Genomic DNA, 23566 nt, shown 5'->3' with positions numbered 1-23566 from the left:
ATTCTTGAAAAGGAGATATCCCATGAAACTCAAAGGCGTCATGCCTGCCCTTGTCACCCCGTTCGACGCAGACGGCAAGATCGACTTCAAGGCGCTTGAAAAGCACATGCTGAGCCTGCGAGAGGCGGGAGTGACCGGCTGGGTGCCTTGCGGTTCGACCGGCGAGTATTTCTCCATGTCGAATAGCGAGCGGGAGGATGTCCTCAAATTCGTCAAGGACTTCGCCAATGACGATGAAGTCCTCGTTGCCGGCACCAACGCGCCGGCGACCCGCGAAGTGATCGAGAACACGGCGCGCGCCAAGGAAATCGGCTATGATATCGTGTTGCTGGCGACGCCATTCTATACCCGTCCCACCCAGGATGAGCTGCTCAGGCACTACCGCGCCGTTCTCGATGCCGTGGATGTCAGTCTCGTCCTCTACAACTATCCCCCCAAAGACGGGGTCGAGATCTCCTTTGAGCTGATGGATGCGCTGGCTGATGATCCGCGTGTTATCGGCATCAAGGAAAGCTCAGGCGTTCTGCAGCGCGCCGTCGACATTCATTCGCGCTACAAGGGTCGCATCGACCTCGTTTCGGGCTCGGATGACATCGCACTCGACTTCATGTTCTGGGGCGCTGACTGCTGGATCTGCGGCCCTGCGAACTGCATGGCCAAGGCATGCTGCGATCTCGACCGCACGTTCCGGTCTGGCGATCTCGACAAGGCGCGCGAGCAGATGGCTGTTCTCTACCGGGCGATGAACATCCTTGAGAGCGGTAAGTTCGTGCAGAAGATCAAATATGGCTGCGAGCTTCAGGGCACGCCCGTTGGCGAATGCCGTGCGCCGCTCGGGCCTTTGACGGACGAGGAAAAGGCCGAATTCAAGGCGGCCATGGAACCGATCCTGAATTGGTAAGCCCCACGTGGGTTCGGCTATCCCGTGCTGATCAATCGCTTTGAGGGCATTTCATGTCTTATATAGCCGTCGTCGGCGCCGGCATAATTGGCGTCACCATCGCGTTTGAACTGCAGCGTCGTGGACGCAACGTCGTCCTGATCGACAAGGACGCGCCAGGAATGGGCGCGTCCTATGGCAACATGGCGAGCATCGCGGTCACCGAATTCATGCCGGCGTCCCGCCCGTCGATCTGGTCGCAAATGCCGAAATGGCTGATCGATCCGGAGGGGCCGGTTCGGATCAGGCCTTCCTATCTGCCGAAGCTCGCCCCGTGGTTTCTTCGGTTCCTCGAAGCAAGCCGCCCGGCTCGGGTGAGAGAGCTGGAGGCGGCGGGTGCGGTTCTCTGCCGCCGTGTTTATGAAGACCTCGACGTGCTTCTCGAGAATACCAGCCTCACCCACATGCTGAGCCCCGAGGGCTGCCTCAGCCTCTACGCCGGTGAAGCCGAATTCAAGGCGGACCGCGCGCATATCGAGGTTCTCGAGCGGTTCGGATTTCGGTATGAAGTCCTCGTCGGCAATGCAATTCGCGATCTGGAACCGGCGCTGGCGACCAAGATCAGTCGTGCCGTTCTCTTTCCCGACAACCGCTCGGTTGCGGATCCCTACCGGCTGGTCGTGGCGTTGGCCGAGAAATTCCAGGCGCTCGGGGGACGGATCGAGACGGGCGAGGTCGTCGGCTTTGAGGAGGGCGATGGCAGCGTCACCGCCGTTCGACTGAAGGACGGCCGCCGTATCCCCGCCGCCGGGACCGTGCTTTGTGCCGGTGCCTATACCGGGAGGCTCTCGGGCCTTCTCGGCGAACCGATTCCGCTCGAAACCGAGCGCGGCTACCACACCCAGATCATGTCGCCGGGTGTGTCGATGCGACACTCCATCATCTGGCCCGCGCGAGCCTTCATGGTGACGCCGACCGCGGGAGGCATTCGCGTCGGTGGGACCGTAGAGATGGCCGGCCTCGATGCGCCTGCGGACTATCGGCGGGCGAAGGTGCTGGTGAAGCGTGCGAAGGAGGCGCTTCCCGACCTGCGCGTCGATGACGCCTCCGAATGGATGGGACATCGTCCGGCATTACCGGACACCGTTCCCGTCATCGGGCCGTCGGCGAAGCATCGGGGTATTTTCTACGCAACCGGCCACGGCCATCTCGGACTGACCTACGCAGCAACGACTGCGCGCCTGATCGGCGATCTTGTCATGGGCGTCGAGCCGCCCATCGACCTCAAACCGTACCGTGTGAACCGCTTCTGACAACGACGCGGATCGATGAAGAATAGGAACAGGAGCCAAAATGCGCAGCGAACTCTACATTGACGGCAGGTGGGTCCCACCGGTGATGGGCGGGACGTTCGACGTCGTCAATCCAGCCACCGAGGAAGTCATCCACAAGGCACCAGCGGCGACCGCAGAAGATGTCGAGGCAGCCGTGGCGGCTGCGCGCCGGGCCTTCGACAAGGACGGCTGGCCGAAACTCTCCGGCTCGCAGCGCGCCGCCTATCTTCGAGCGATCGCCAACGGAATCCGTGCGCGGAGCCAGGAAATCGCCCGTCTGGAAGTCATCGACAACGGCAAACCCCTTCCGGAGGCGGACTGGGATATAGCCGACGCCGCCGGCTGCTTCGACTTCTATGCAGGGCTTGCAGAGCAGCTCGACAACAGTCCTGAAGAGCCCATCACACTCCCGGATGCTCGGTTCATCTCGAAGGCCGTCAGGGAGCCGATCGGCGTCGCCGGGGCTATCATCCCCTGGAACTATCCGTTGCTGATGGCGGCCTGGAAGGTCGCCCCTGCGCTTGCCGCCGGCTGTACCGTGGTCCTGAAACCGGCCGAGTTGACGTCGCTGACCGCCCTTGAACTCGCCGCCGTCGCAGACGAGGCAAAGTTGCCGGCCGGCGTGCTGAACATCGTCACAGGTTCCGGCTCGGTGGCGGGACAGGCGATCATCGACCACAAAGGCGTCGACAAGCTGGCCTTCACCGGATCCGGCCCGGTCGGCTCGAAGATCATGGTGGCTGCGGCCCGGGACATCAAACGCGTCAGCCTTGAACTCGGCGGCAAGTCGCCCTTCGTCGTCTTCGACGACGCGGATATAGACGAGGCTGTCGAATGGATCATGTTCGGCATCTTCTGGAACCAGGGGCAGGTCTGCTCGGCCACATCGCGCGTTCTCGTGCAGGAGGGCATCTACGAGAAACTCCTGCTGCGGCTTGTCGAAGAGACGCGGAAGATCACCATCGGCAACGGTCTGGAGGACGGGATCCTTCTTGGCCCGCTGGTCTCGAAGCGCCAATACGAGCAGGTCCTCGGAGCTATCGAGGCAGCCAAGGCGGCCGGCGCAACGGTCGCCTGCGGTGGACGCCGTCCTGACGGTTTCGGGAAAGGCTACTATCTCGAGCCAACCGTGCTGACCGGCGTGCCCCTCGACAGCGCCGCCTGGCGCGAGGAGATCTTTGGCCCGGTGGTCTGCGTCCGGCCCTTCGCCGACGAAGGGGAGGCAATCGAGCTCGCGAACGACAGCCGCTTCGGCCTCGCCGCCGCGGTCATGTCGAAGGACGCCGTCAGAGCCGAGCGCGTAGCCGCAGCCTTCCGCGCCGGGATCGTCTGGATCAACTGCTCGCAGCCGACGTTCACCGAAGCCCCTTGGGGCGGCTACAAGGAGTCCGGAATCGGCCGCGAGCTCGGCCGCTGGGGCCTCGAGAATTATCTCGAGACGAAGCAGATCACCAGGTTCGTCAGCGAGGATCCGTGGGGCTGGTACATCAAGCCTTTGGAGGCCGCCCAATGAACTGGGAGCGCTCGATCGATCTCATTCAGGTTCATTGCCAGGGCGAGATCGGCAAGGTGATTGTCGGCGGTGCCCCGGAAATTCCCGGCGCGACCATGCTCGACAAGATGAACCACATCAACACCGTCGATGACAGCCTCCGCCGCTTCGTCACTTTCGAACCTCGCGCCAGCGTCGCGATGTCGGTCAATCTTCTCGTCGCGCCGACCCGGCCCGACGCCGAGGCCGGGTTCATCGTGCTGCAGGCCGATCGCGCGCATCCGATGTCGGGCAGCAACTGCATCTGCGTTGTCACCGCGCTGCTGGAAAGCGGAAGAGTTCCGATGCAGGAGCCGGAAACGGTCGTAAGGCTCGACACCCCGGCCGGACTCGTGGTTGCACGCGCAGCATGTTGCGACGGCCGGTGCGTTTCGGTAAGCCTCGACAATGTCCCGAGCTTTGCAGAGGTCCTGGACAAGATCATCGACACGCCGCGCTGGGGCCGCATCAAGGTCGATGTGGCATTCGGCGGCGTCTACTACGCGATCGTCGACGTCGGGCAAATCCAGCTCGACATCGTGCCGAAGTATGCACGCGACCTTGCCGAGGCAGGGATCGAACTGAGGTCGTTGCTTGCCGAACAGGTCGAGGTGAAGCATCCGACGCTTTCGGGCATCGACGAGATCGCGTACGTGATGTTCAGGGCAACGGAGCCGGACGGCGCGGTCCGGACATGCACGACTTTGCAGCCCGGCCGGGTCGACCGCTCTCCCTGCGGCACGGGAAGCTCGGCGAACCTCGCCACACTCCTTGCGCGTGGCGAAGTCTCTGTGGGGGACCGGCGAACGTCGCGCTCGATCATCGGCGGCGAATTTCTGGCGGAGGCCATCGGGGAGACGGAGGTGGGAGGACGAAGGGCGGTCCTGCCAAGGATCACCGGCCGCGGCTGGGTCTACGGAACGGAGCAGCTCAGGATTTCCGGCGACGATCCCTTTGCGCACGGTTTCGCCTTGTCGGACAGTTGGGGCCCGCAGGTCGACATGCTGGGGTAAGGAGGAACTGATGCCTACGTCCAAAAAATCTCTTTCAGGCCAGAACGTTCTCGTCACGGGGGCGTCGGGCGGCATAGGTGCGGCGATCGTGGAGCAGCTTGCGGCGGAGGGCGCACGCCCGATCATCCAGTATGGCCGCGACAGAACCGCGGCCGAGAAACTGCTTGATCGCATCCGCGGCGCGGGTGTCATCGTCCAGGCGGATCTCTCCAATCCTGATGGAGCGTTCGATCTGTGGAAAAAATCGATCTCTGCCTTGGGACGGATCCATGGTCTCGTCAACAACGCAGGCATCCGGACAGAGATTTCCATAGATTCGGAGCCGGGAGCGTGGAGAGAGGCCTGGCAGAAGGAATTCCAGGTCAATGTCTTCGCAGCGGCGGACCTCTGCCGCGAGGCGGTCAGGCATTTCAAGGCGCACGGTGGTGGCCGTATCGTCAACATGGCGAGCAGGGCAGGACAGCGCGGTTATGCGGCCGAAGCAATGCCCTATGGCGCGACCAAGGCGGCGCTCGTCAACCTGACGAAATCCATCGCACGGAGCTTCGGGCCGGACGGCGTCATCGCGGTCGCGATCGCACCCGGCTGGGTCCAGACCGATATGGCCGAGGAATTCATCGCCAAGCACGGCAAACAGTCGGCGGTCGTGGATATTCCGATCGGGGAGATGGCCCAGCCATCGGAGGTGGCGGAGCTTGTGGCCTTCGCCCTGCGTCCCTCGCAGCGTTCGCTCAACGGAGCGACGCTCGATGTGAATGGCGGCAGCTACATTCGTTGAACAGTTTTCAGGAGAAGAAGATGAAAAGGTTTGAAGGCAGGGTTGCGATCGTCACCGGTGGAGGCGGCGGCATCGGTTCCGCCATCAGCAGACGGTTGGCGCACGAGGGCGCGTTCGTCGTCGTTTCCGACATGAACAGAGAGGCCGCGGCCGAAGTGGCGGGTAATATTCAGGATAACGGTGGTGCTGCGGTGGCCATTGTTGCTGACATCGCGCAAGGCCCCGAATGCGCTCGACTCGTCCGCGAGGTGCTCGGCCTGAAGTTCCGCCTCGACGTGCTTGTCAACAACGCTGGAATAAACCGCCGCGGAAACCTCCTTTCATTGACCGAGGAGGATTGGCACACAAGCTTCGCCGTCAATCTCGACTCCATGTTCCATCTCTGCCGGGCTGCGATTCCTCACATGGTCGAGGCAGGCGGCGGTGCAATCGTCAACACCGCATCCCAATGGGGGCTTTATCCGGCACCCAATCATATAGCCTACAACACCACCAAGGCGGCCGTCGCGGCATTCACGCAGAACCTTGCACGTGACTACGCGCCACAGAAGATCCGGGTGAATGCAGTTTGTCCCGGAGAAATCCATACTCCGATGCTCGAGGCCGGCGTCAAGAGATCCGGACGGACCATCGCAGACCTCGACAAGCTGGTGCCGTTCGGCCGCATCGGCAAGCCTGAAGAAGTCGCCGCGCTCGTCGCGTTCCTTGCATCTGACGAGGCCGCGTTCATGTGCGGATCGCTCGTCGAGATAACTGGCGCGCAGGCCGTCGCGTAGACGGAGGACACAGGAGGCAGGACCAACAAGGTGTCGTTCCATAGCCTACCCTTTGTATGTGCGTTAAGGCGACGGGCGGGCGAGACCCGACCTCGTCGGGATACGTCAAGCGGGCGACCTGCCCTGTCAGGTGAGACGCGATCGCAGCAGACGGTAGTAGCCGCCAAGCTGCGGAATCGCCCGTTCGAGTTGATCGAGGGCCGGATCCTGCGCATGCAGCGTTCCGGCGTACTTGGCGGCAAGCAGCTGCTTGTGGTTCGCCAGAGCCTGCGGCGCGGGCGCGGGCTGCAGGATCGTGAAGATCGGCGACAGCGCGGTTCTCCCCTTTACGGTGATGCTGTCGAGTTCGGCGCTGGTGAAATCGGCTGCGCTCAGCCGTGCCGTCTGCTCGCCGATCAGCAGCGGCACGCCGTAATTCTTCGATTCGCCTTCGAGCCGCGAGGCGAGATTGACGGAATCGCCGAGCACCGAATAGTCGAAGCGCCGCGACGAGCCCATATTGCCGACGACGCAGTCTCCTGTGTTGATGCCGATGCCGATCCTCAGCACATGCGGCTTGCTGCTATCGCCTTCCGCTTCCTGGCGCAGCTCGGCATTGAGCGTCTCGATCGCCTCCAGCATGTGCATCGCAGCTCCCACCGCATGGCTGGCATGGTCCGGATCGTCGAGCGGCGCGTTCCAGAAGGCCATCAGGCAGTCGCCGATATATTTGTCGATCGTGCCGCCGCTTTCGAGGACGATTTCCGAAAGCGGCGTGAGCAGCCTGTTGATCAGGGCCGTGAGCTGCTCGGGATCATCTTTCAACGTTTCGGAAATCGTGGTGAAGCCGCGCACATCGCAGAAAAGAATGGTCAGCGTCCGCCGCTCGCCGCCGAGTTTCAGCTGTGACGGATCGTTGGCAAGGCGCTCGACCAGTGCCGGGGAAAGGTAACGCGAAAAGGCGCGTGTGATGTCACGGCGACTGCGCCGCTCTGCGGCATAATCGAGCCCGGTCTGACCTGCGACGACGCAGATATAGGACAATACCGGGCCGAACGGGGACACGAAGACGTGACCTAGCCTCAGCAGCGCGTAGCTCGCAGCCGCAAAAAGGAGCAGGACCAAGACGCTGAGGGCCGCCGTCAGCCAACCGGTCGAACGAAAGACCATGATGGCCGCCAGCAATGCACCAAAGGCAATTGCGGCAATCACGATCGGACGCCCGGCCCTTTCGATGAACAGACCTTCGGTGATGTTGTCGAAGATCGTCGCCTGGATCTCGGCCCCGGCGATCAGTTGGCCGGTATGCACCGTAAACGATGTCGCAAACGCGTCCGCGCCACCGGCCTGGAGGGTTGGTGCATTCTGCAGGCTGAGGCCGACGATGACGACGCGGTCGCGAAAGAAACCGTCCGGCAGGAACTGGCCGGGGTCGAGCGCCTGATAATAGGATACAGTCGGATAGGTTCGTGCCGGCCCAAACATCTGGAGCAGTGCTGGTCCAGACCGCGCCTTTTCCTGCCGTCCGGCGGTCTGTGCAAGTTGCGCTGCAAAGCCGTCCGCATAGGCCGGAACCTGCCGCAACGTGCCGTCGCCGCTCAATTGCACCGATGCGATCCCGGTCTTTGCGCCGCGTTCGACAAACTGAGCCAGCGGTTCCGTCCGCACGAATTGATCGGCCTGCGGCGTCTTAATCAGCGTCTCGTCGCCCGCGAGCACGACGTCGGGGCCGGCCGCCGCCGCAAGGGCGGCATCGTTTTCCGGCGCGGCTGAAGGTTCGGCAAAGATGATATCGACGCCGATGGCTTTCGCACCGGCTCCGCGCAGCGCTTCGATCAGCCGCGCGTGCAGCGCGCGCGGCCAGGGCCACTGGCTGCCGATCTCTGCCATGGACGGCTCGTCGATCGCCACGACCACCGGCCCGTCCTTCGGCAGCGGCGGTGGCGCGAAGGTGGAGAGATAGTCGAAGCTGCGCAGTTCGACGAGCGAGAAGGGGGAGGTTAGCGAGGCGAAGGAGAGAACGGCGACGGTGAGGGCTGCGAGCAGGCCGAGCCGGTTGCGCCGCCGCCGAACGCGCCCGGCGGCTGTTTCGGTCGAAGGGGCGCCTGTATGCCGGCTAAGCGCTTTGAGTACCGCCATCAGAAACGCACTTTCACCGTTCCCTTGAAGGTCGGTCCCCAGCCGGGAATGCCAGGTGCTAGGTTGAAATCCTCATCGAGAAGATTGAAGGCGGCAAGCTCCACTTCCACATGCTTGTCAAAAGGCTCCCATATCAACGCGGCATCCAGGGTCCAGTAGTTGTCCACCGGCAGGCCAACTCCGGGTACGACGCGCTCGCCGACATAGTTCGCGGCCAGTGTCGCCTTGATGTTGGCAGTATTGACCCAGGTCAGGGCGACCTGTCCCGTCTTGTCCGGAATGAAAGGTATCGGACCCCCGACCGGTCCTGCGGTCGGGTCGCGATTTTCAGAATCGGTATAGGCTGCTGTCGCCGAGAGCCCGAAACCGTGGCCGAGTGCGATGTTTGCGGTCATGGCAACGCGGTCAATGCGGCCATCCGCTACGATCAGCGCCGAGTTGGAGAGAGGCAACGTGACCGATAGATCTTTCAATTCCTGATGCTGATAGTCGATCGCGGTGAATACACGATCTGACCATTCCGCGTCCCATCGCAAGGCGAAGGTATCCATATACCCCGTCGATGCCACGTCAGTTTGGTTCGTTTGAAGACCAACGATACCGATTGGCGAGAGTGTCGCGGTCTCAAAATCATCACCCTGCCTTAGGAAGGCAGCGCGCAGCCAGTGCCCATCGGCGGGAGCCCAGGCGAGGCCAAGACGTGGTTCCAGCCGCGCGATGTTTTCGCTATCCCCGTTGACGTACCGGCCGAAAAGCGCGCCTTCGGCCTTGAGGTCAGGCGTTATCTCATAAAGCGCATCGATATAGGCGCGAACCAGCGTTGAAGTCTCCGATGCGGGTGCAGATATTGAAGTCGCCGGGACGCCGGGAAAATATGGAAAGTAGTCGTAAACCGTTGTCTCTGAGGGTGCTTTCACCAAGCCGCCTTCAACGCCGTACCGCCACGTTAGATCGCCATCGCCATACGTATGGCTGAGTGTGGCCATGTAGCTTTTTTGACTGCGATCATCGACGAGAATGGTCCTGCGTGGAACAGATACGTCGCCCAAGGGCGTGACAAGGATATCCACATACGTTGCATCGTTGCGGGATGTGGTTTTCTGATCGGTGTAGAACAGGGCGGCATTCGCGACATTGCGATAGCCAAACGTGTGGCTCCATCCGAGACCTGTGGTCAGCTGTGAAACGTCGAAGCCATCGCTGCGTGCGAACAAGGGCGGCAGTCCGGCGATGTTTTGAAGCTCATCAGAGGAAGCGTAGTTAAGATAGGCGACTATGCGATCGTCAGGAGTGGGAGATTGCGAAAAATACCCGTTGCCCCCGATAATATCGATTTCTCTTTCAAGCGTCAGCCCGCTGCCGACATCGAGCGAATCCTTCGGCTCGCTCCACTGGAGATTGCCGTAGAAACTGATTGGGTAAGGTGAAAGCGTCAACGCCCGTATCTCGGCCTCCGCGTTCCATCCGGTGTTTTCGCTATCGACAGTGACGCCGCCGCCGAGCACGGCCTCGAAAAACGGCATCTGGGCAAGATTTGCGGTCCGCTCGCGGCTGGCCAGCATATGCGGTTCGAGCAACAGCCCCTGAAAGAACGCCGAAAACGACGCCTCGTTCGAGCTATTGACGATGGACGTATTGTCGTAACTGTATGTATTCACGAACGGATTGACGCTGCCGCGGACCGCCTGGTCGACATAGCTCGATCCGGTAAAGGCATCGAACACTGCGTCACCGTAATACTGCCCCCATGCATCGAGCCCCTGCAGGCGGAAGGCGTCGTTGAGCGTCGAGCCAGCCTCCTGATTGGCGCCAAGCGGTGCGAAATCGCCACCCTGCGCGCGCGTGCGGCGCATGATCTCCTGCGCGTAACGGATTGCAGCATCGGAATCATATTCATCGATGGCGATCGCCGTGCGGACGACTGGGATGACCGGATCGTTGGGATCGAGCCGCTCGGCATTGTCCAGCGCCTGCGCGGCGGGCACCCGATCGCCCTTTTCGTAGTAGGCAGCGGCCAGCAGCAGTTGCGCCTGGGAATAGCCCGGATTGGCGGTCGAGCCCGCCAGCAGGTCCTCCACCGCCTTGTCCATCTCGCCGGATTGTAGATAGTAGCGGCCGCGTGCCACCAGCGCGATATCGAAGGACGGGTCGATCTCCAATGCTTCGTCTATCTCGCGCTTAGCCTCGGCCATGCGCATTTCGATGAGATAGAGAGAGGCGAGATTGGCGTGACTGACCGGGTCGAGTGGGTCGAGCTCGATCGCTTTTTTGTAGGCGGCTTCAGCTTCCCTGTTGGCATCGAGGTCACTTTGAACAAAGCCGATAGCGTCCCAGATGGCGCTGGAGCCGGGCGCCGTTTTCAACGCACGGTTCAAATCATCGAGCGCACCTTGTCTGTCGTTCAAAATATGGAGCTTGTAGTTCGCCCGTGCTTCCAGCCCCGTCGGATCTTCGGGGTCGATTGCCAATGCTTGTTCAAAACCGCTGACAATCTCCTCTTCATCGGCAAGCAGGAGACCGACCAGCGCTCGGGCGCCCGGCAGCGTCGGGTCATTTCGCGCGGCACGCTCACCCTCCTTAATGGTTGCAAGCGCTGCTGGAATGTCCTTGCGAAAGCCGGCGCTCCAGGCCTTCGCCATGACCGCATAACTGCTGTTGGCCACGGTCGGCGGTTCTTCGACGTGGTTGGGGTCCGCAAGAGACCGGGCAAAATAACCGCCATAGGCAGCGATGGCGCGGCGCTTGGCATCAAGCCCTGGCCTGGCCTTTTCAAACAGCGTAGCCGCATCCTTATAACGGTTCTCGGAGCCGGCGATCAGCGCCTCGAGCAGATCCGCACGCGCGACCTGGGCGCCGCGCAGACCTCGAAGGCGCGCCTCATCGAGCGCAGCCTTTGCCTTCTGCTTTCCATCGAGCGCGAGATAGATTTCCGACAGGCTCAGCCAATCCGCCGCCGAGCGTGTGCTGGCTTCCTCCATTTCGATACGGCTTCGCTCGGAGCGCATCTGCGGTACGATCAGCGGCGTTGCCGGCATCCACTGGAAGGCACTCCGCAGTGACAGGTTGAACAGCATCTGTTCCCTGTCCTTCGGCTTGACGATGATGATCTTCGAGGGTGCCTTGCCGATCGCGGCAACGGCGCCTTCCCCTTGCGCCACCTGGACGCTGCCATAGGCGTTGCTGAGCTCCACCAGCCCTTCCAGCACGATCAGCGAGGTCTTGCCGTCGGCGCCGACAGTCATCGTCCAGTCGGTGCCGCGAATAGCGGCTGCTGCGGCCGGCGTATCGATGACTACACCCTGGCCGCCGCGCTCGGCACGGGCCCAGATCGTGCCGGACTGCAGTTCGAGCCCGGTGTCGCCGCTGCCACCCATCTGCTTGACGAGAAGCGACGTATTGCGACCGAGGCGGACCTGAGTCCGGTCGGAAAACAGGACGGCGAGTTGGCCAGTGGCGTTGGTGCGCAGCACGTCGCCGGTCAGCAGATCCTGCTGCAGGTCGACATAACGCCAGTTGGAGACATCGACGAAACGCACTTCCTCGCCGGATTTGCGGGCGATCACCGATCCGGCGGCGGGAAGCGGGCGAGGCAAAGGGTCCGCCTGCGCCGGCAGGGCGAGACAGAGCGCCCCCAAGGCAACCCCCGCGGATGCGTATTTCATGCAGTTTCCCCAAACAATGCACAGATGATCACTGGATTTGACCGCCCCAAAAGTCAAGCCGGACGGGCGCGTTCGCGTTGCTTTGCAGGAGGAGTGTCGGAATAGAGAAACACAATACAACGCTGGCGAGTGTCCTTGACGATACATGCGGAAAGATCGGTTGCAGCTTTTGCAAGACGTTCAAGAGCCGCGCTCTATTCAAACGACAATCAAAGAGCAGGGCGTCGTTCTGCCACCAGGTGAAAATCGCCGCCTGGACCATGGTCTCCACCGTCCGGTTCTGCCGCCTGATCAAACTCGCAAAATCCCTATGAAATTTTTATTTCTCTCCTTGGCGGCCCGTCTCGAACCCTTATGCGGTTCGGCAGCATGGTGAGCGTGGACTTCGGGCCCCGGATCTTGTGCTGAGCAAGATCGGACGGGGCCTCTTTCGCGTCACCTCCCCCTTTGAAGAAGAGGGATAGTTGAACCTCAACAAAAGGAGCCTGGATCGATGATGGATATTGTCTTGATCGGGATCGGCGTTTTGTTTTTCGCGCTGTCGTTTACCTACACCAACGCCTGCGACCGTCTTTAATTCGAAGGATCAGAGAAATGCTTGTCGATTATGTGCTCGGAGCCGGCGTGACCGTGTTTCTCCTCGCCTATCTGACCTACGCCCTCATTCGCCCTGAGCGATTTTAAACGCCCGGGTTTTGAAAGTTATTCTTATGACACTCAACGGATGGATCCAGATCCTCATCTTCTGCGGGATCGTCATTTTGCTCGTCAAGCCGCTCGGCGCCTATATGACGCGCGTTTTCAACGGCGAGCGCACGCTTTTGTCGCCGCTCTTCGTCCCGATCGAACGCGCCCTTTACCGGCTCTCCGGAACCAGCGAAAAGGAAGAGCAGCATTGGACGAGCTATGCCTTCGCGCTCCTGCTGTTCAATCTCGCCGGTTTCTTCATTCTCTATCTGCTGCAGCGCTTTCAAGGTTCCCTGCCGTTCAATCCCGCCGGCATGACGGCGGTCGGCCCCGAGCTTTCGTTCAACACTGCCGCCAGCTTCATGACCAACACCAACTGGCAGAACTACGGCGGCGAAGGCACGATGTCCTATCTCGTGCAGATGGCCGGTTTGACCGTGCAGAATTTTGCCTCGGCCGCGACTGGTATTGCCATCGCCGTCGCGCTCATTCGCGGTTTTGCGCGGGCGTCGGGCAAGTCGATCGGTAATTTTTGGGTCGATATGACCAGAACGACGCTCTACATCCTGCTCCCCGCCTGCATCGTTCTGACCCTTGTCTACGTCTATCTCGGCGTGCCGCAGACGTTGGGTGCCTATGTGACGGCAACGACGATCGAGGGTGCGCCGCAGACGATCGCACTTGGTCCGGTCGCCTCGCAGCTTGCCATCAAGATGCTTGGCACGAACGGCGGCGGCTTCTTCAATGCCAACTCGGCGCATCCCTTCGAAAATCCGGATGCGATCTCCAACCTCATCCAGATGGTGACGATCTTTGCTATCGGCGGGGGCCTCACCAACGTTTTCGGCCGCATGGTCGGAAACCAGCGCCAGGGATGGGCGATCTTCGCGACGATGGGCGTGCTCTTCGTCGTCGGCGTCGTTGTGACCTATTGGGCTGAAGCGGCGGGCAATCCGTTGGTCCATGCCATGGGCCTCGAAGGCGGCAATATGGAAGGCAAGGAAGTGCGCTTCGGCATCGCGCTCTCGTCGCTGTTTGCGGTTATCACGACAGCCGCCTCCTGCGGTGCGGTCAATGCCATGCATGGCAGCTTTACAGCGCTCGGCGGCCTTATTCCGCTGATCAATATGGAGCTTGGCGAAGTCATCGTCGGCGGTGTCGGCGCGGGCTTCTACGGCATCCTGCTGTTCGTCGTTCTTGCTGTCTTCGTCGCCGGCCTGATGGTCGGACGGACGCCGGAATATCTCGGCAAGAAGATCGAGGCCAAGGAGGTCAAGATGGCCGTTCTCGCCATCCTCATCCTGCCGACGGCCATGTTGATCTTTACCGCGATCGCCGTCCTCCTGCCAACGGGCGTCGCTTCGATCGGCAACCCCGGCCCGCACGGCTTCTCGGAGATCCTTTATGCCTATACGTCGGCGGCCGCCAACAACGGCTCGGCCTTCGGCGGGCTCACCGGTAACACGCCCTGGTACAACATCACGATCGGTATCGCCATGCTGATGGGCCGCTTCCTGGTGATCATCCCGGCGCTTGCCATCGCAGGCTCTCTGGTGACGAAGAAGACGGTTCCTGCCTCGGCCGGCACCTTCCCGACCGACGGTTCGCTGTTCGTCGGCCTGCTCTGCGGCGTCATCCTGATTGTCGGTGGTCTCACCTTCTTCCCGGCGCTTGCGCTCGGCCCGATCGTCGAGCACCTGGCAATGATCGCCGGGCAGACATTCTAGGCCGATGATCATGGATCGCCCCTTGATGACGTTCGGAAAGCTCCTTCACCCTCGCGACGGCGACCCGCCGCGAGGGGCTCCCGGAACGCCGGCTACCGATATTGTCCTAGCGATGATGCTGGTCCTCTTGGTGGCGACCGGTCTCGCCCTTGCCTTCACCGAATTGTTCCGCGGTTGACCGCCGTCGCCGTGATGTCACAAACAAAAGAAACTGGAGTTCTCTCATGAGCCAGTCCAAATCTGCGAGCCTCATGGACTCTCGCATCCTCATTCCCGCGATTGGCTCGGCCTTTGCCAAGCTCAACCCGCGCACGCTCGCGAAAAACCCGGTGATGTTCGTCGTCGCCGTCGTCTCGACGCTGACGACCATCCTGTTCCTGCGCGATCTCGTCACCGGTGGCGAAGGCCTCGGCTTCTCACTGCAGCTGAATATCTGGCTCTGGTTCACGGTGCTTTTCGCCAATTTCGCCGAAGCCGTCGCTGAAGGACGCGGCAAGGCGCAGGCGGATTCGCTGCGCAAGACGCGCACCGAAACACAGGCGAAGCTGCTGACGGGCAGCGATCTCAAGAGCTACAAGATGGTTTCCGGCACCAGCCTCAAGGTTGGCGATATCGTTCTCGTTGAGGCCGGCGACATCATCCCGTCGGATGGCGAAGTTATCGAAGGCGTCGCCTCCGTCAACGAAGCTGCGATCACCGGCGAATCGGCTCCTGTCATCCGCGAATCCGGCGGCGACCGCTCGGCCGTCACCGGCGGCACGCAGGTCCTGTCGGACTGGATCCGGGTGCGCATCAGCGCCGCCGCCGGCTCGACCTTCATCGACCGGATGATCGCGTTGGTCGAAGGGGCAGAGCGCCAGAAGACCCCGAACGAGATCGCGCTGAACATCCTTCTCGCCGGCATGACGCTGATCTTCGTGCTTGCCGTTGCGACGATTCCGAGCTTTGCCACCTATGCCGGCGGCGCCATCCCGGTCATCGTTCTCGTTGCCCTGTTCGTGACGCTGATCCCGACGACGATCGGCGCGCTTCTCTCGGCCATCGGCATTGCCGGCATGGACCGCCTGGTGCGCTTCAACGTGCTCGCCATGTCGGGCCGCGCGGTCGAAGCAGCCGGCGACATTGATACGCTGCTTCTCGACAAGACCGGCACGATCACGCTCGGCAACCGCCAGGCAACCGAGCTGCGCCCGGTCGCAGGCGTATCGGAGCGGGAACTGGCCGATGCCGCGCAGCTGGCATCGCTGGCCGACGAAACCCCCGAAGGCCGCTCCATCGTCGTCCTCGCCAAGGAGAAATACGGCATCCGTGCGCGCGACATGGCGCAGTTGCACGCCCACTTCGTACCCTTTACGGCGCAGAGCCGCATGAGCGGCGTCGATATTGAGGGCTCGTCGATCCGCAAGGGTGCGGTGGACGCCGTGCTGAGTTACGTCGGCGGGCTCGGCGCCTCGGCGCGTCCGGAAACCGTGCGCGAAATCCAGGCCATCGCCGACGAGATCGCCAAGTCCGGCGGCACGCCGCTCGCCGTTGTCCGCGACAGCCGTCTGATGGGCGTCGTGCACCTGAAGGATATCGTCAAGGGCGGCATCCGCGAGCGTTTCGCCGAGCTGCGCCGCATGGGCATCCGCACCGTGATGATCACCGGCGACAACCCTATGACCGCAGCAGCGATCGCGGCGGAAGCCGGCGTCGACGACTTCCTTGCCCAGGCGACACCGGAGAACAAGCTGACGTTGATCCGCGAAGAACAGGCGAAGGGCAAGCTCGTAGCCATGTGCGGCGACGGCACCAACGATGCCCCGGCACTCGCCCAGGCCGATGTCGGCGTGGCGATGAACACCGGCACGGTGGCGGCCCGCGAAGCCGGCAACATGGTCGATCTGGATTCGGACCCGACGAAGCTGATCGAAATCGTCGAGATCGGCAAGCAGCTCCTGATGACCCGCGGCGCGCTGACCACCTTCTCGATCGCCAACGACATCGCCAAGTATTTCGCCATCATCCCGGCGATGTTCCTGGCCTTCTATCCGCAACTATCGGCGCTGAACGTCATGGGGCTCGCCTCGCCGCAAAGCGCCATCCTGTCGGCGATCATCTTCAACGCGCTGGTCATCGTGGCGCTGATCCCGCTGTCGCTGAAGGGCGTGAAATATCGTGCCGTCGGCGCCGGCGCCCTGCTGTCGCGCAACCTGCTCATCTACGGCCTCGGCGGCGTGATCGTGCCGTTCATTGGCATCAAGGCCATCGATGTGGCCATCACCGCCCTTGGCCTCGTTTAAAGGAATTCACCCATGTTGAAACAACTGAGACCAGCCCTCGTCATGATCGTCGCCATCACGGTCATCACCGGTCTTGTCTATCCGCTCGGTATGACGAGCATCGCCCAGGCTCTGTTCCCGCATCAGGCCAATGGCAGCCTCGTCGAAAAGGATGGAACCGTCGTCGGCTCGACGCTGATCGGTCAGGTCTTTTCAGGCGACACCTATTTCCACGGCCGCCCCTCCGCTGCCGGCGATGGTTACAATGCGGCCGCGTCCAGCGGCTCCAATCTAGGCCCGACCAATTCGAAATTGCTTGACCGGATCAAGACGGAAGCCGAAGTCTTGAATGCCACCAATCCTGATGCTGCCGTTCCGATGGATCTGGTCACCGCGTCGGGCAGCGGCCTGGATCCGCATATCACGCCGGAAGCGGCCTATTTCCAGGTGCCGCGCGTCGCCAAGGCTCGCGGCATGGACGAAGGTCAAGTCCGCGCGCTGGTCGATCGGGCCGTCGAGGCTCGCGAACTCGGTATTCTCGGCGAACCGGCCGTCAACGTCTTGGCGTTGAACATGGCGCTTGATAAAGCTGTCTCGCCCTGATGGTGCCGGACGGAGAGCGGCATTTGGCTGCTTTTCGTCCGAGACGGAGAAAGACTGAACGCTTTATGCGAGACGACAGCCGCGACATGGATGGCAGGCCATCACCGGATGCGCTTTTACAGCGGGCGGAGCGTGAAACTCGTGGCCGCCTGAAAGTTTTTCTGGGCGCAGCGCCGGGTGTCGGCAAGACCTATGAAATGCTCACCTCCGCCCATGCGCGAAAGGCGGACGGTGTCGATGTCGTCGTCGGTGTGGTCGAGACCCATGGCCGCCAGGAAACCCAAGCGTTGGTCGATGGCCTGGAGGTCATCCCGCGCTCAAGCGTCGAATACAAGGGCCGTCATCTCGAGGAAATGGATATCGACGCCATTCTCGCCCGGCGTCCCGCCCTCGTCCTCGTCGACGAACTGGCGCATACCAATACGCCGGGTAGCCGCCATCCCAAGCGCTACATGGATGTGCAGGAACTGCTCTTGCGCGGCATCGATGTTTATTCGACGCTCAACATCCAGCATGTCGAAAGCCTGAACGACGTCGTCGCCCAGATCACCCGCATCAGGGTGCGCGAAACGGTTCCCGATTCGATCATCGATCGGGCCGACGACGTCGAAATCATCGACCTGACGCCGGACGACCTGATCAAGCGGCTGCATGACGGCAAAGTCTATGTGCCGAAGACGGCGCAACGGGCGCTCGAGAACTATTTTTCGCCCGGAAACCTGACGGCCCTGCGCGAACTCGCCCTGCGGCGCACGGCCCAACGGGTTGACGAGCAGTTGCTGACCCACATGCAGGCGCATGCCATATCCGGTCCCTGGGCGGCCGGCGACCGCGTGCTTGTCTGCATCGACGATCATCCGCGTTGCGCATCGCTCGTCCGGTATGCCGCCCGGCTTGCCGACCGCCTGCGTGCGCCATGGGTGGCGCTCTATGTGGAGACCGCACGGTCAGTACATCTTTCCGAGGCGGCGCGGGACAGGATCGCAGCGACCCTGCGTCTTGCTGGACATCTGGGCGGCGAGGCAATCACCCGGCCGGGCTCCGATGAGGCCGAGGAAATCGTGCGCCACGCAGCGGCAAGCAATGTCACACATATAATTGTAGGCAGCCCCAAAAAATCTCGCTGGCGGCAGTGGCTCCAGGGTTCGGTGACCGACAAGCTCATCCGCAGTGCAGGGGATATCAGCGTCCATGTCATTACTGGGGATGACCGCGAGGGCGATCCGGTCGCAACCGGCGTCAAGACGGCACCGGTGCCGGTGCAGTTCAAGATCCGGCCCTATGTGCTTGCGACACTCTATGTCGGCTGCGCGCTGGGTGTGGGCTTTCTGCTTGACCAATCTCTCGATGTGCGCAACATCGCGCTGGTCTTTCTGATGGCGGTTCTGACGACGGCGGTAACGGAAGGGCTGAAGCCAGCTCTCTACGCCAGCGTTATCGGCGCGCTCGCCTTGAACTTCTTCTTCCTTCCGCCGCTTTACACATTCGTGATCGGCGATCCGGAAAGCGTCGTCGCCTTCGTTTTTTTCTTCGTGGTGGCCATCGTCGCCAGCAATCTGACGGCGAGCGTGCAGCGTCAGGCGGCCGCGGCACGCCTGCGCGCCCGTACCACCGAGGACCTCTATCTTTTCAGCAAGAAGCTGGCCGGCACAGGCACGCTGGATGACGTGCTCTGGGCAACGGCATTTCAGCTCGCCTCCATGCTGAAGGTACGCGTCGTGCTGCTTCTCCCGGAAGACGGGACGATTGCGGTGAAAGCCGGCTATCCGCCGGACGACACGCTGGATGATGCCGATATCGCCGCGGCGCGCTGGGCCTGGGAACACAATCGCGCTGCCGGACGCGGCGCTGACACGCTTCCGGGCGCCAAGCGGCTCTACGTGCCGCTGCGCACCGCGCGCGCCGCCATTGGCGTCATCGGTCTCGACAACGACCGGCAGGGGCCGCTGCTCACGCCGGAACAGCAGCGCCTGCTCGATGCGCTGGCCGATCAGGCGGCGCTTGCCATCGAACGTGTCCAGCTTGTCGCCGATGTCGACAATGCGCGGCTGGCCGAGGAAGCCGGCAAGCTCCGTTCGGCGCTGCTGACCTCGATCTCGCATGATCTGAAAACGCCGCTCGCCGCGATCATGGGCGCGGCTGGCACCCTGCGGGACTACCAGTCCGCTCTGCCGGAGGAAGATCGCGCCGAGCTTTTGACGACGGTGACGGACGAATCGGAGCGGCTGAACCGTTTCATCGCCAACCTTCTCGACATGACCCGGATTGAATCCGGCGCGATGGAGCCGAATGCGGCTTTCCACTATATCGGCGATATCACCGGCAGCGCATTGCGCCGGGCGGGGAAGATTCTGGCTCATCACGAGGTCGATGTTCGCGTTCCCGCCGATTTGCCCATGGTCAGGGTGGATCCGGTTCTGTTCGAGCAGGTGCTTTTCAATCTGCTCGACAACGCCGCCAAATATGCGCCGGAGGGCTCGATTGTCCGGGTGCAGGCGGAAAGCAATGGCGAGCGCGTTTTCGTGCGTGTTTCCGATGAGGGGCCGGGCATTCCTCCCGGTGATCTGGAGCGCGTCTTCGATACGTTCTACCGGGTGCGCAAGGGTGATCACGTCCGGGCCGGAACCGGGCTTGGCCTGTCGATCTGCCGGGGCTTCGTCGAGGCAATGGGCGGAACGATCGCCGCCGAGAACAGGACGGACCGCTCCGGCGCCGTCTTCACCGTCAGTCTGCCGCTCTTGCCGGATGCGCCCAATCTGAAGGACATGAAATGACCCTCTCGGCCGTCAAAATCCTGGTCGTCGACGACGAGCCGCCCATTCGCCGGCTGCTGCGCGTCGGTCTGGCGACGCAGGACTATGTCGTCAGCGAAGCGGGCAACGGCAGGTCCGCACAGGAAATGATGAGGATCGAGCAACCCGATCTGATCCTGCTCGACTTGGGTCTGCCGGATATGCCGGGCCACGATCTCCTGAGGGGTTGGCGTGAAGAGGGCCTGACGCTGCCGATCGTCATCCTGTCGAGCCGGACCGACGAAGCCGGGATAGTCAAGGCATTGGAACTCGGTGCCGACGATTATGTGACGAAACCCTTCGGCATGAACGAACTGGTGGCGCGCATCCGCGTGGCGCTGCGCCACCGGCTGCAGCAGCAGGGCGAGAAACCGTTGTTCCAGACCGGCGGCCTTTCCGTCGATCTGGTCAAGCGCATCGTCAAGGTCGATGGCCGCGAGGTGAAGCTGTCGCCGAAGGAATACGATATCCTGCGCATCCTGGTGCAGCACGCGGGCAAGGTGCTTACGCATCAGTTTCTGCTGAAGCAGGTCTGGGGCAATGCAGCCGACGTGCAATATCTGCGCGTCTATGTCCGCCAGCTTCGCCAGAAGATCGAAATGAGCCCCGACCAGCCGCAATACATCACCACCGAGACAGGTGTCGGATACCGGCTGCGCGAGGCCGATATTTAGCCAGCGTCTCTTTGTCGCTAGGCGCTGTTGCGCTGGAGCCAGTTGCGTAAGGCCGTGATCCCCTCCGGCACATGCACGCGCCCGAACCCGATGCGCAGGCAGTTTTCCGGTACGGGCGTCAGGTCCGAGCGATAGACGCTCGACGGCAGGAAGAACACGCCGGCTTCCTCGACAACGCGCCGGGTAAACTCTTCGACGCCATCCGCGCCCTTATAACGGATGAAGGCAACGCAGCCCCCGTCGGGCTCGCGCCAGTCGAACAGATGCGGGAACTCTGTGAAGAATGCGTTCAGATGGGCTATGTTGCTGCGGACGATGCCCCGCGTTCGGGCCAATATCTGACCGCGGTTCTTCAGCGCAATCCGCGCCAAGATTTCCGATGGCGCGGAATTACAGATCGACAGGAAATGCTTGTAGCGCTCGCAGCGTACCAGAAATTCGCGCTCCCTGGATGCCAGCCAACCGATCCTTAAGCCCGGCAGGCCATAGGCTTTCGACATGACGTTGAGAGAGATGCCGCGCTCATAGACATCGACGGCTTGCGGCAGGCGCAGGCTCTCGTCCTTTTCGATCAGCCGGTAGACTTCGTCGCTGAAGAGCCAGATGCCGTGCTTGCGGCAGAGCTCGATGAGAGCATCGAAGGTCGCGCGCGGAGGAATCGTGCCGGTCGGATTGTTGGGAAAGTTGATCGAGATCAGCTTCGTGTTCGGCCGAAGCGCCGCTTCGATGCGGCCGATCTCGAGATTCCAGTCGTTGTCCATATCGAGCGCCACGCCGGTAACGGCGCAGATGCTGAGCGGAAGGGTTTCGGCGGCCTGATAGTTCGGTGTGATGACGATTGCGTGGTCGTCCGCGGTCAGCAGGACTTTCATCGCGATGTAGATCGCCTCCTCTGCGCCGGCAAAACAGATCAGGTTTTCCGGTCCGGCCGTTTCGTATGTGCCGGCGATTTCCTGCCTGAGTGCGGGCGCGCCAAAGGTTTCGGTATAGCCCAGGCTGAGATTCTCGAACTCGAAGCGGTCCTCGTCGCTTGCCATGGCGAGCAGGTCCGGCAGCCGCATGCTCTCGGCGTCGGAGGCGGTCATGTTGTATCTCGCGACGAACTCCCACTTGGACATATAGGTTTCCAGCGCAAAATCACGCATTGGCTTCGTCACCGCGGTTCTCCTTGATTGGCGGTTTCCAGTTTCTGGCGGATGACGCCAAGGCGGTTGTAGATTGTCGCCCGCGACAGTTTCAGGATCTCGGCGACATAGGGGACGGCCTTGCGGATGGCAAAGACCCCGCGCGCGTCGAGCATGCCGATCAGTTCGTCCATGTCCGCGCTGGTGAGACCCGCGAGCGTGGCTCTGCGCGTGCCAAGGAAGTCGCCGATCACCGAATTGACCGCCTCGCGCCAATCTTCCGCCATGAGCGCCGATGTCTTCGGCATGGGCGCGGCGATATCGACCATCGATTTCAACTGGTCGAAGATGCCGGCAAAGGCTTCGATGTCATGATTGATGCAGAGCAGCCCGATCGGCCTGCCATCGGCGTCGCGCAACACCGCCGTGATCGCCTTCAGCCGGCGGCCGTCCCAATTGGATTTGCCATAGGGCCCGATCACATCGTCTTCGAGCGAGGATGCCAAGCCAGCCTCGTTGAGCGAACTGTCGCCAGAGCGCCGCTTCGAGAAGGCATTGGCGATATGGAAAATCAGTCCGCTATCGAGATCATGCAAAACGGCTTCCACATGGGGTGAAAACAGCGTGGCGATCGCGTCGCAGACCGGGATGAAGGGCGTCAATGGATGAGACATACAGTCTTATTCAACATGTTTTACAATTAGTCAATATAGACGAATTGTAAAAACTAGGACATCGCGCCTTGACTCAGTTGCTGACGAAAAGCCGGATCGCGTTGGGACAGCTTCTTGTGAAGATGCACCATCATGCCGGCGGCAAAGAGGGGCGTCAGCAGATTGAGAATTGGCACGGCAAGGAAGGCTGCGAGAATGAGGCCTGCCAAAAATACGGTGCCGGCATGCTTGGCGCGAAACAGCCGCGCCTCTGCGGGCGAGCGATGGCGCATGGCGGCAAACTCGAAGAATTCCCGACCGAGCAGATAGCCGTTGACCAAAAAGAACGCGATCAGGTTGATGCCGGGGACGAGCAGCAGGAACAGCGCAACGATGTTGCCGGCAATGATCACGCCGAGGAACTTTATCGTTCCGGCAATCGCTTCGCCCAGTGGCAAGGGGCGGCCAGCCGGTTCCGCCGGGTAGTCTCTTTTTTCGACGACCTCCGCCACGTCGTCGAGAAAGAAGCCGGCAATCAATGCTGTCACCGGCGCCAGAAGCAGCGCCAGCGCCAGCGCGATGCCAAGGCTCGCAAAAATGCCGATGACGAAGGCAAGCCACCCCTCCCAGCCGGATGTGCCGGGGATAAGCACGTCGAGCCACGGCAAGGCGAGATAGATGAAGAGTTCACGCAGCGCCAGCCAAAGTCCGACAAGGGCCAGCAGCGTCAGGCCCAACACTTTCCAGAATACCGAGCGCGTCTCCGGCGCAAAAAGATTGGCAAAGGAAAGTCGCGCCGCGTCGAATATCATCAGTCACCTCCGTACCGTCAGCGGCCGTTTTGCCGCCTTGGGCATGTAGGCGGGCGGGCGTGACCGGGCAAGGCCGTGGCGAAAATCATGTGTGAAGGAGGCGGAATGCGCTGCCAATCAGAGTGTCACATCGATATGATG

General features: G+C 61.8%; 18 protein-coding genes. 13 read left to right on the top strand and 5 right to left on the bottom strand.

The annotated features are described in order from the left end of the window. Positions 1-22: 22 nt before the first annotated feature. The 6 genes from dapA to ACSQ3F_RS05935 are packed head-to-tail and all read left to right on the top strand — an operon-like array spanning position 23 to position 6312. The gene (dapA, locus tag ACSQ3F_RS05960) at positions 23-901 is read left to right on the top strand and encodes a 4-hydroxy-tetrahydrodipicolinate synthase (RefSeq protein ID WP_436099379.1); all 879 of its coding nucleotides are present in this window, start codon (positions 23-25) and stop codon (positions 899-901) included. Between the two features lie 53 nt (positions 902-954). Further along, the gene (locus tag ACSQ3F_RS05955; RefSeq protein ID WP_436099378.1) at positions 955-2193 is read left to right on the top strand and encodes an NAD(P)/FAD-dependent oxidoreductase; all 1239 of its coding nucleotides are present in this window, start codon (positions 955-957) and stop codon (positions 2191-2193) included. Between the two features lie 40 nt (positions 2194-2233). Further along, on the top strand, positions 2234-3727 hold the full coding sequence (locus ACSQ3F_RS05950; RefSeq protein WP_436099377.1) for an aldehyde dehydrogenase family protein: 1494 nt from the start codon (positions 2234-2236) through the stop codon (positions 3725-3727). Beyond that, positions 3724-4758 (top strand): proline racemase family protein, encoded by a 1035-nt coding sequence (locus ACSQ3F_RS05945; protein ID WP_436099376.1) that lies wholly within the window; start codon positions 3724-3726, stop codon positions 4756-4758. Before ACSQ3F_RS05950 ends, ACSQ3F_RS05945 begins: the two co-directional genes overlap by 4 nt. 10 nt (positions 4759-4768) lie before the next feature. Beyond that, the gene (locus ACSQ3F_RS05940) at positions 4769-5536 is read left to right on the top strand and encodes an SDR family NAD(P)-dependent oxidoreductase (RefSeq protein ID WP_436099375.1); all 768 of its coding nucleotides are present in this window, start codon (positions 4769-4771) and stop codon (positions 5534-5536) included. 20 nt (positions 5537-5556) lie between these two features. Then, positions 5557-6312: an SDR family NAD(P)-dependent oxidoreductase gene (locus ACSQ3F_RS05935; protein WP_436099374.1), complete on the top strand. Its 756-nt coding sequence runs from the start codon at positions 5557-5559 to the stop codon at positions 6310-6312. 126 nt (positions 6313-6438) lie between these two features. On the opposite strand, the gene ACSQ3F_RS05930 is transcribed toward ACSQ3F_RS05935, so the two are convergent. Both ACSQ3F_RS05930 and ACSQ3F_RS05925 read right to left on the bottom strand, forming a co-directional pair. Continuing rightward, entirely contained in the window at positions 6439-8430 is a 1992-nt protein-coding gene (locus tag ACSQ3F_RS05930; protein WP_436099373.1) for a CHASE2 domain-containing protein, read from the bottom strand. Then, the gene (locus ACSQ3F_RS05925; protein WP_436099372.1) at positions 8430-12092 is read right to left on the bottom strand and encodes a FecR domain-containing protein; all 3663 of its coding nucleotides are present in this window, start codon (positions 12090-12092) and stop codon (positions 8430-8432) included. The genes ACSQ3F_RS05930 and ACSQ3F_RS05925 overlap by 1 nt, the downstream gene beginning before the upstream one ends. A 594-nt stretch (positions 12093-12686) precedes the next feature. Between ACSQ3F_RS05925 and kdpF the strand changes: the two genes are divergently transcribed. The 7 genes from kdpF (at position 12687) to ACSQ3F_RS05890 (ending at position 20836) form a co-directional block, all read left to right on the top strand. Continuing rightward, entirely contained in the window at positions 12687-12776 is a 90-nt protein-coding gene (gene kdpF / locus ACSQ3F_RS05920; RefSeq protein WP_037103661.1) for a K(+)-transporting ATPase subunit F, read from the top strand. Between the two features lie 26 nt (positions 12777-12802). After that, positions 12803-14506, top strand: coding sequence for a potassium-transporting ATPase subunit KdpA (kdpA, locus tag ACSQ3F_RS05915; RefSeq protein WP_436099371.1), 1704 nt, complete (start codon positions 12803-12805; stop codon positions 14504-14506). Between the two features lie 25 nt (positions 14507-14531). After that, positions 14532-14684, top strand: coding sequence for a hypothetical protein (locus ACSQ3F_RS05910; protein ID WP_436099370.1), 153 nt, complete (start codon positions 14532-14534; stop codon positions 14682-14684). 46 nt (positions 14685-14730) lie between these two features. Further along, a complete protein-coding gene (kdpB, locus tag ACSQ3F_RS05905; RefSeq protein ID WP_436099369.1) occupies positions 14731-16788 on the top strand; it encodes a potassium-transporting ATPase subunit KdpB in 2058 nt (685 codons plus the stop codon). A gap of 12 nt (positions 16789-16800) precedes the next feature. After that, entirely contained in the window at positions 16801-17370 is a 570-nt protein-coding gene (gene kdpC / locus ACSQ3F_RS05900) for a potassium-transporting ATPase subunit KdpC (RefSeq protein WP_436099368.1), read from the top strand. Positions 17371-17435: 65 nt separating this feature from the next. Further along, entirely contained in the window at positions 17436-20144 is a 2709-nt protein-coding gene (locus tag ACSQ3F_RS05895; protein WP_436099367.1) for a DUF4118 domain-containing protein, read from the top strand. Beyond that, entirely contained in the window at positions 20141-20836 is a 696-nt protein-coding gene (locus tag ACSQ3F_RS05890; RefSeq protein WP_436099366.1) for a response regulator transcription factor, read from the top strand. Before ACSQ3F_RS05895 ends, ACSQ3F_RS05890 begins: the two co-directional genes overlap by 4 nt. A gap of 17 nt (positions 20837-20853) precedes the next feature. Here the strand turns inward: ACSQ3F_RS05890 and ACSQ3F_RS05885 are convergent, their stop codons facing one another. Genes ACSQ3F_RS05885 through ACSQ3F_RS05875 form a run of 3 tightly spaced genes read right to left on the bottom strand, consistent with a single transcriptional unit; the run spans position 20854 to position 23425 of the window. Further along, the gene (locus tag ACSQ3F_RS05885; RefSeq protein ID WP_436102051.1) at positions 20854-21981 is read right to left on the bottom strand and encodes an aminotransferase class I/II-fold pyridoxal phosphate-dependent enzyme; all 1128 of its coding nucleotides are present in this window, start codon (positions 21979-21981) and stop codon (positions 20854-20856) included. An 8-nt stretch (positions 21982-21989) separates the two neighbouring features. Beyond that, the gene (locus tag ACSQ3F_RS05880; protein WP_436099365.1) at positions 21990-22634 is read right to left on the bottom strand and encodes a helix-turn-helix transcriptional regulator; all 645 of its coding nucleotides are present in this window, start codon (positions 22632-22634) and stop codon (positions 21990-21992) included. 53 nt (positions 22635-22687) lie between these two features. Then, the gene (locus ACSQ3F_RS05875; protein ID WP_436099364.1) at positions 22688-23425 is read right to left on the bottom strand and encodes a sulfate transporter family protein; all 738 of its coding nucleotides are present in this window, start codon (positions 23423-23425) and stop codon (positions 22688-22690) included. Positions 23426-23566: the final 141 nt, after the last annotated feature.

Source organism: Pararhizobium sp. LjRoot238 (assembly GCF_964252955.1).
Lineage (GTDB): Bacteria > Pseudomonadota > Alphaproteobacteria > Rhizobiales > Rhizobiaceae > Pararhizobium.
The sequence above is the reverse complement of the archived record's forward strand: the minus strand, read 5'-3'. Positions and strand labels throughout refer to the sequence as shown.

Coding starts and splice junctions, on each gene's coding strand:
- ACSQ3F_RS05940 (WP_436099375.1), top strand. CDS start 4,769: ATGCCTACGTCCAAAAAATCTCTTTCAGGCCAGAACGTTCTCGTCACG.
- ACSQ3F_RS05950 (WP_436099377.1), top strand. CDS start 2,234: ATGCGCAGCGAACTCTACATTGACGGCAGGTGGGTCCCACCGGTGATG.
- kdpF (WP_037103661.1), top strand. CDS start 12,687: ATGCTTGTCGATTATGTGCTCGGAGCCGGCGTGACCGTGTTTCTCCTC.
- ACSQ3F_RS05945 (WP_436099376.1), top strand. CDS start 3,724: ATGAACTGGGAGCGCTCGATCGATCTCATTCAGGTTCATTGCCAGGGC.
- ACSQ3F_RS05955 (WP_436099378.1), top strand. CDS start 955: ATGTCTTATATAGCCGTCGTCGGCGCCGGCATAATTGGCGTCACCATC.
- kdpA (WP_436099371.1), top strand. CDS start 12,803: ATGACACTCAACGGATGGATCCAGATCCTCATCTTCTGCGGGATCGTC.
- ACSQ3F_RS05935 (WP_436099374.1), top strand. CDS start 5,557: ATGAAAAGGTTTGAAGGCAGGGTTGCGATCGTCACCGGTGGAGGCGGC.
- dapA (WP_436099379.1), top strand. CDS start 23: ATGAAACTCAAAGGCGTCATGCCTGCCCTTGTCACCCCGTTCGACGCA.
- ACSQ3F_RS05925 (WP_436099372.1), bottom strand. CDS start 12,092: ATGAAATACGCATCCGCGGGGGTTGCCTTGGGGGCGCTCTGTCTCGCC.
- ACSQ3F_RS05880 (WP_436099365.1), bottom strand. CDS start 22,634: ATGTCTCATCCATTGACGCCCTTCATCCCGGTCTGCGACGCGATCGCC.
- ACSQ3F_RS05890 (WP_436099366.1), top strand. CDS start 20,141: ATGACCCTCTCGGCCGTCAAAATCCTGGTCGTCGACGACGAGCCGCCC.
- ACSQ3F_RS05885 (WP_436102051.1), bottom strand. CDS start 21,981: ATGCGTGATTTTGCGCTGGAAACCTATATGTCCAAGTGGGAGTTCGTC.
- kdpC (WP_436099368.1), top strand. CDS start 16,801: ATGTTGAAACAACTGAGACCAGCCCTCGTCATGATCGTCGCCATCACG.
- ACSQ3F_RS05895 (WP_436099367.1), top strand. CDS start 17,436: ATGCGAGACGACAGCCGCGACATGGATGGCAGGCCATCACCGGATGCG.
- kdpB (WP_436099369.1), top strand. CDS start 14,731: ATGAGCCAGTCCAAATCTGCGAGCCTCATGGACTCTCGCATCCTCATT.
- ACSQ3F_RS05910 (WP_436099370.1), top strand. CDS start 14,532: ATGACGTTCGGAAAGCTCCTTCACCCTCGCGACGGCGACCCGCCGCGA.
- ACSQ3F_RS05930 (WP_436099373.1), bottom strand. CDS start 8,430: ATGGCGGTACTCAAAGCGCTTAGCCGGCATACAGGCGCCCCTTCGACC.
- ACSQ3F_RS05875 (WP_436099364.1), bottom strand. CDS start 23,425: ATGATATTCGACGCGGCGCGACTTTCCTTTGCCAATCTTTTTGCGCCG.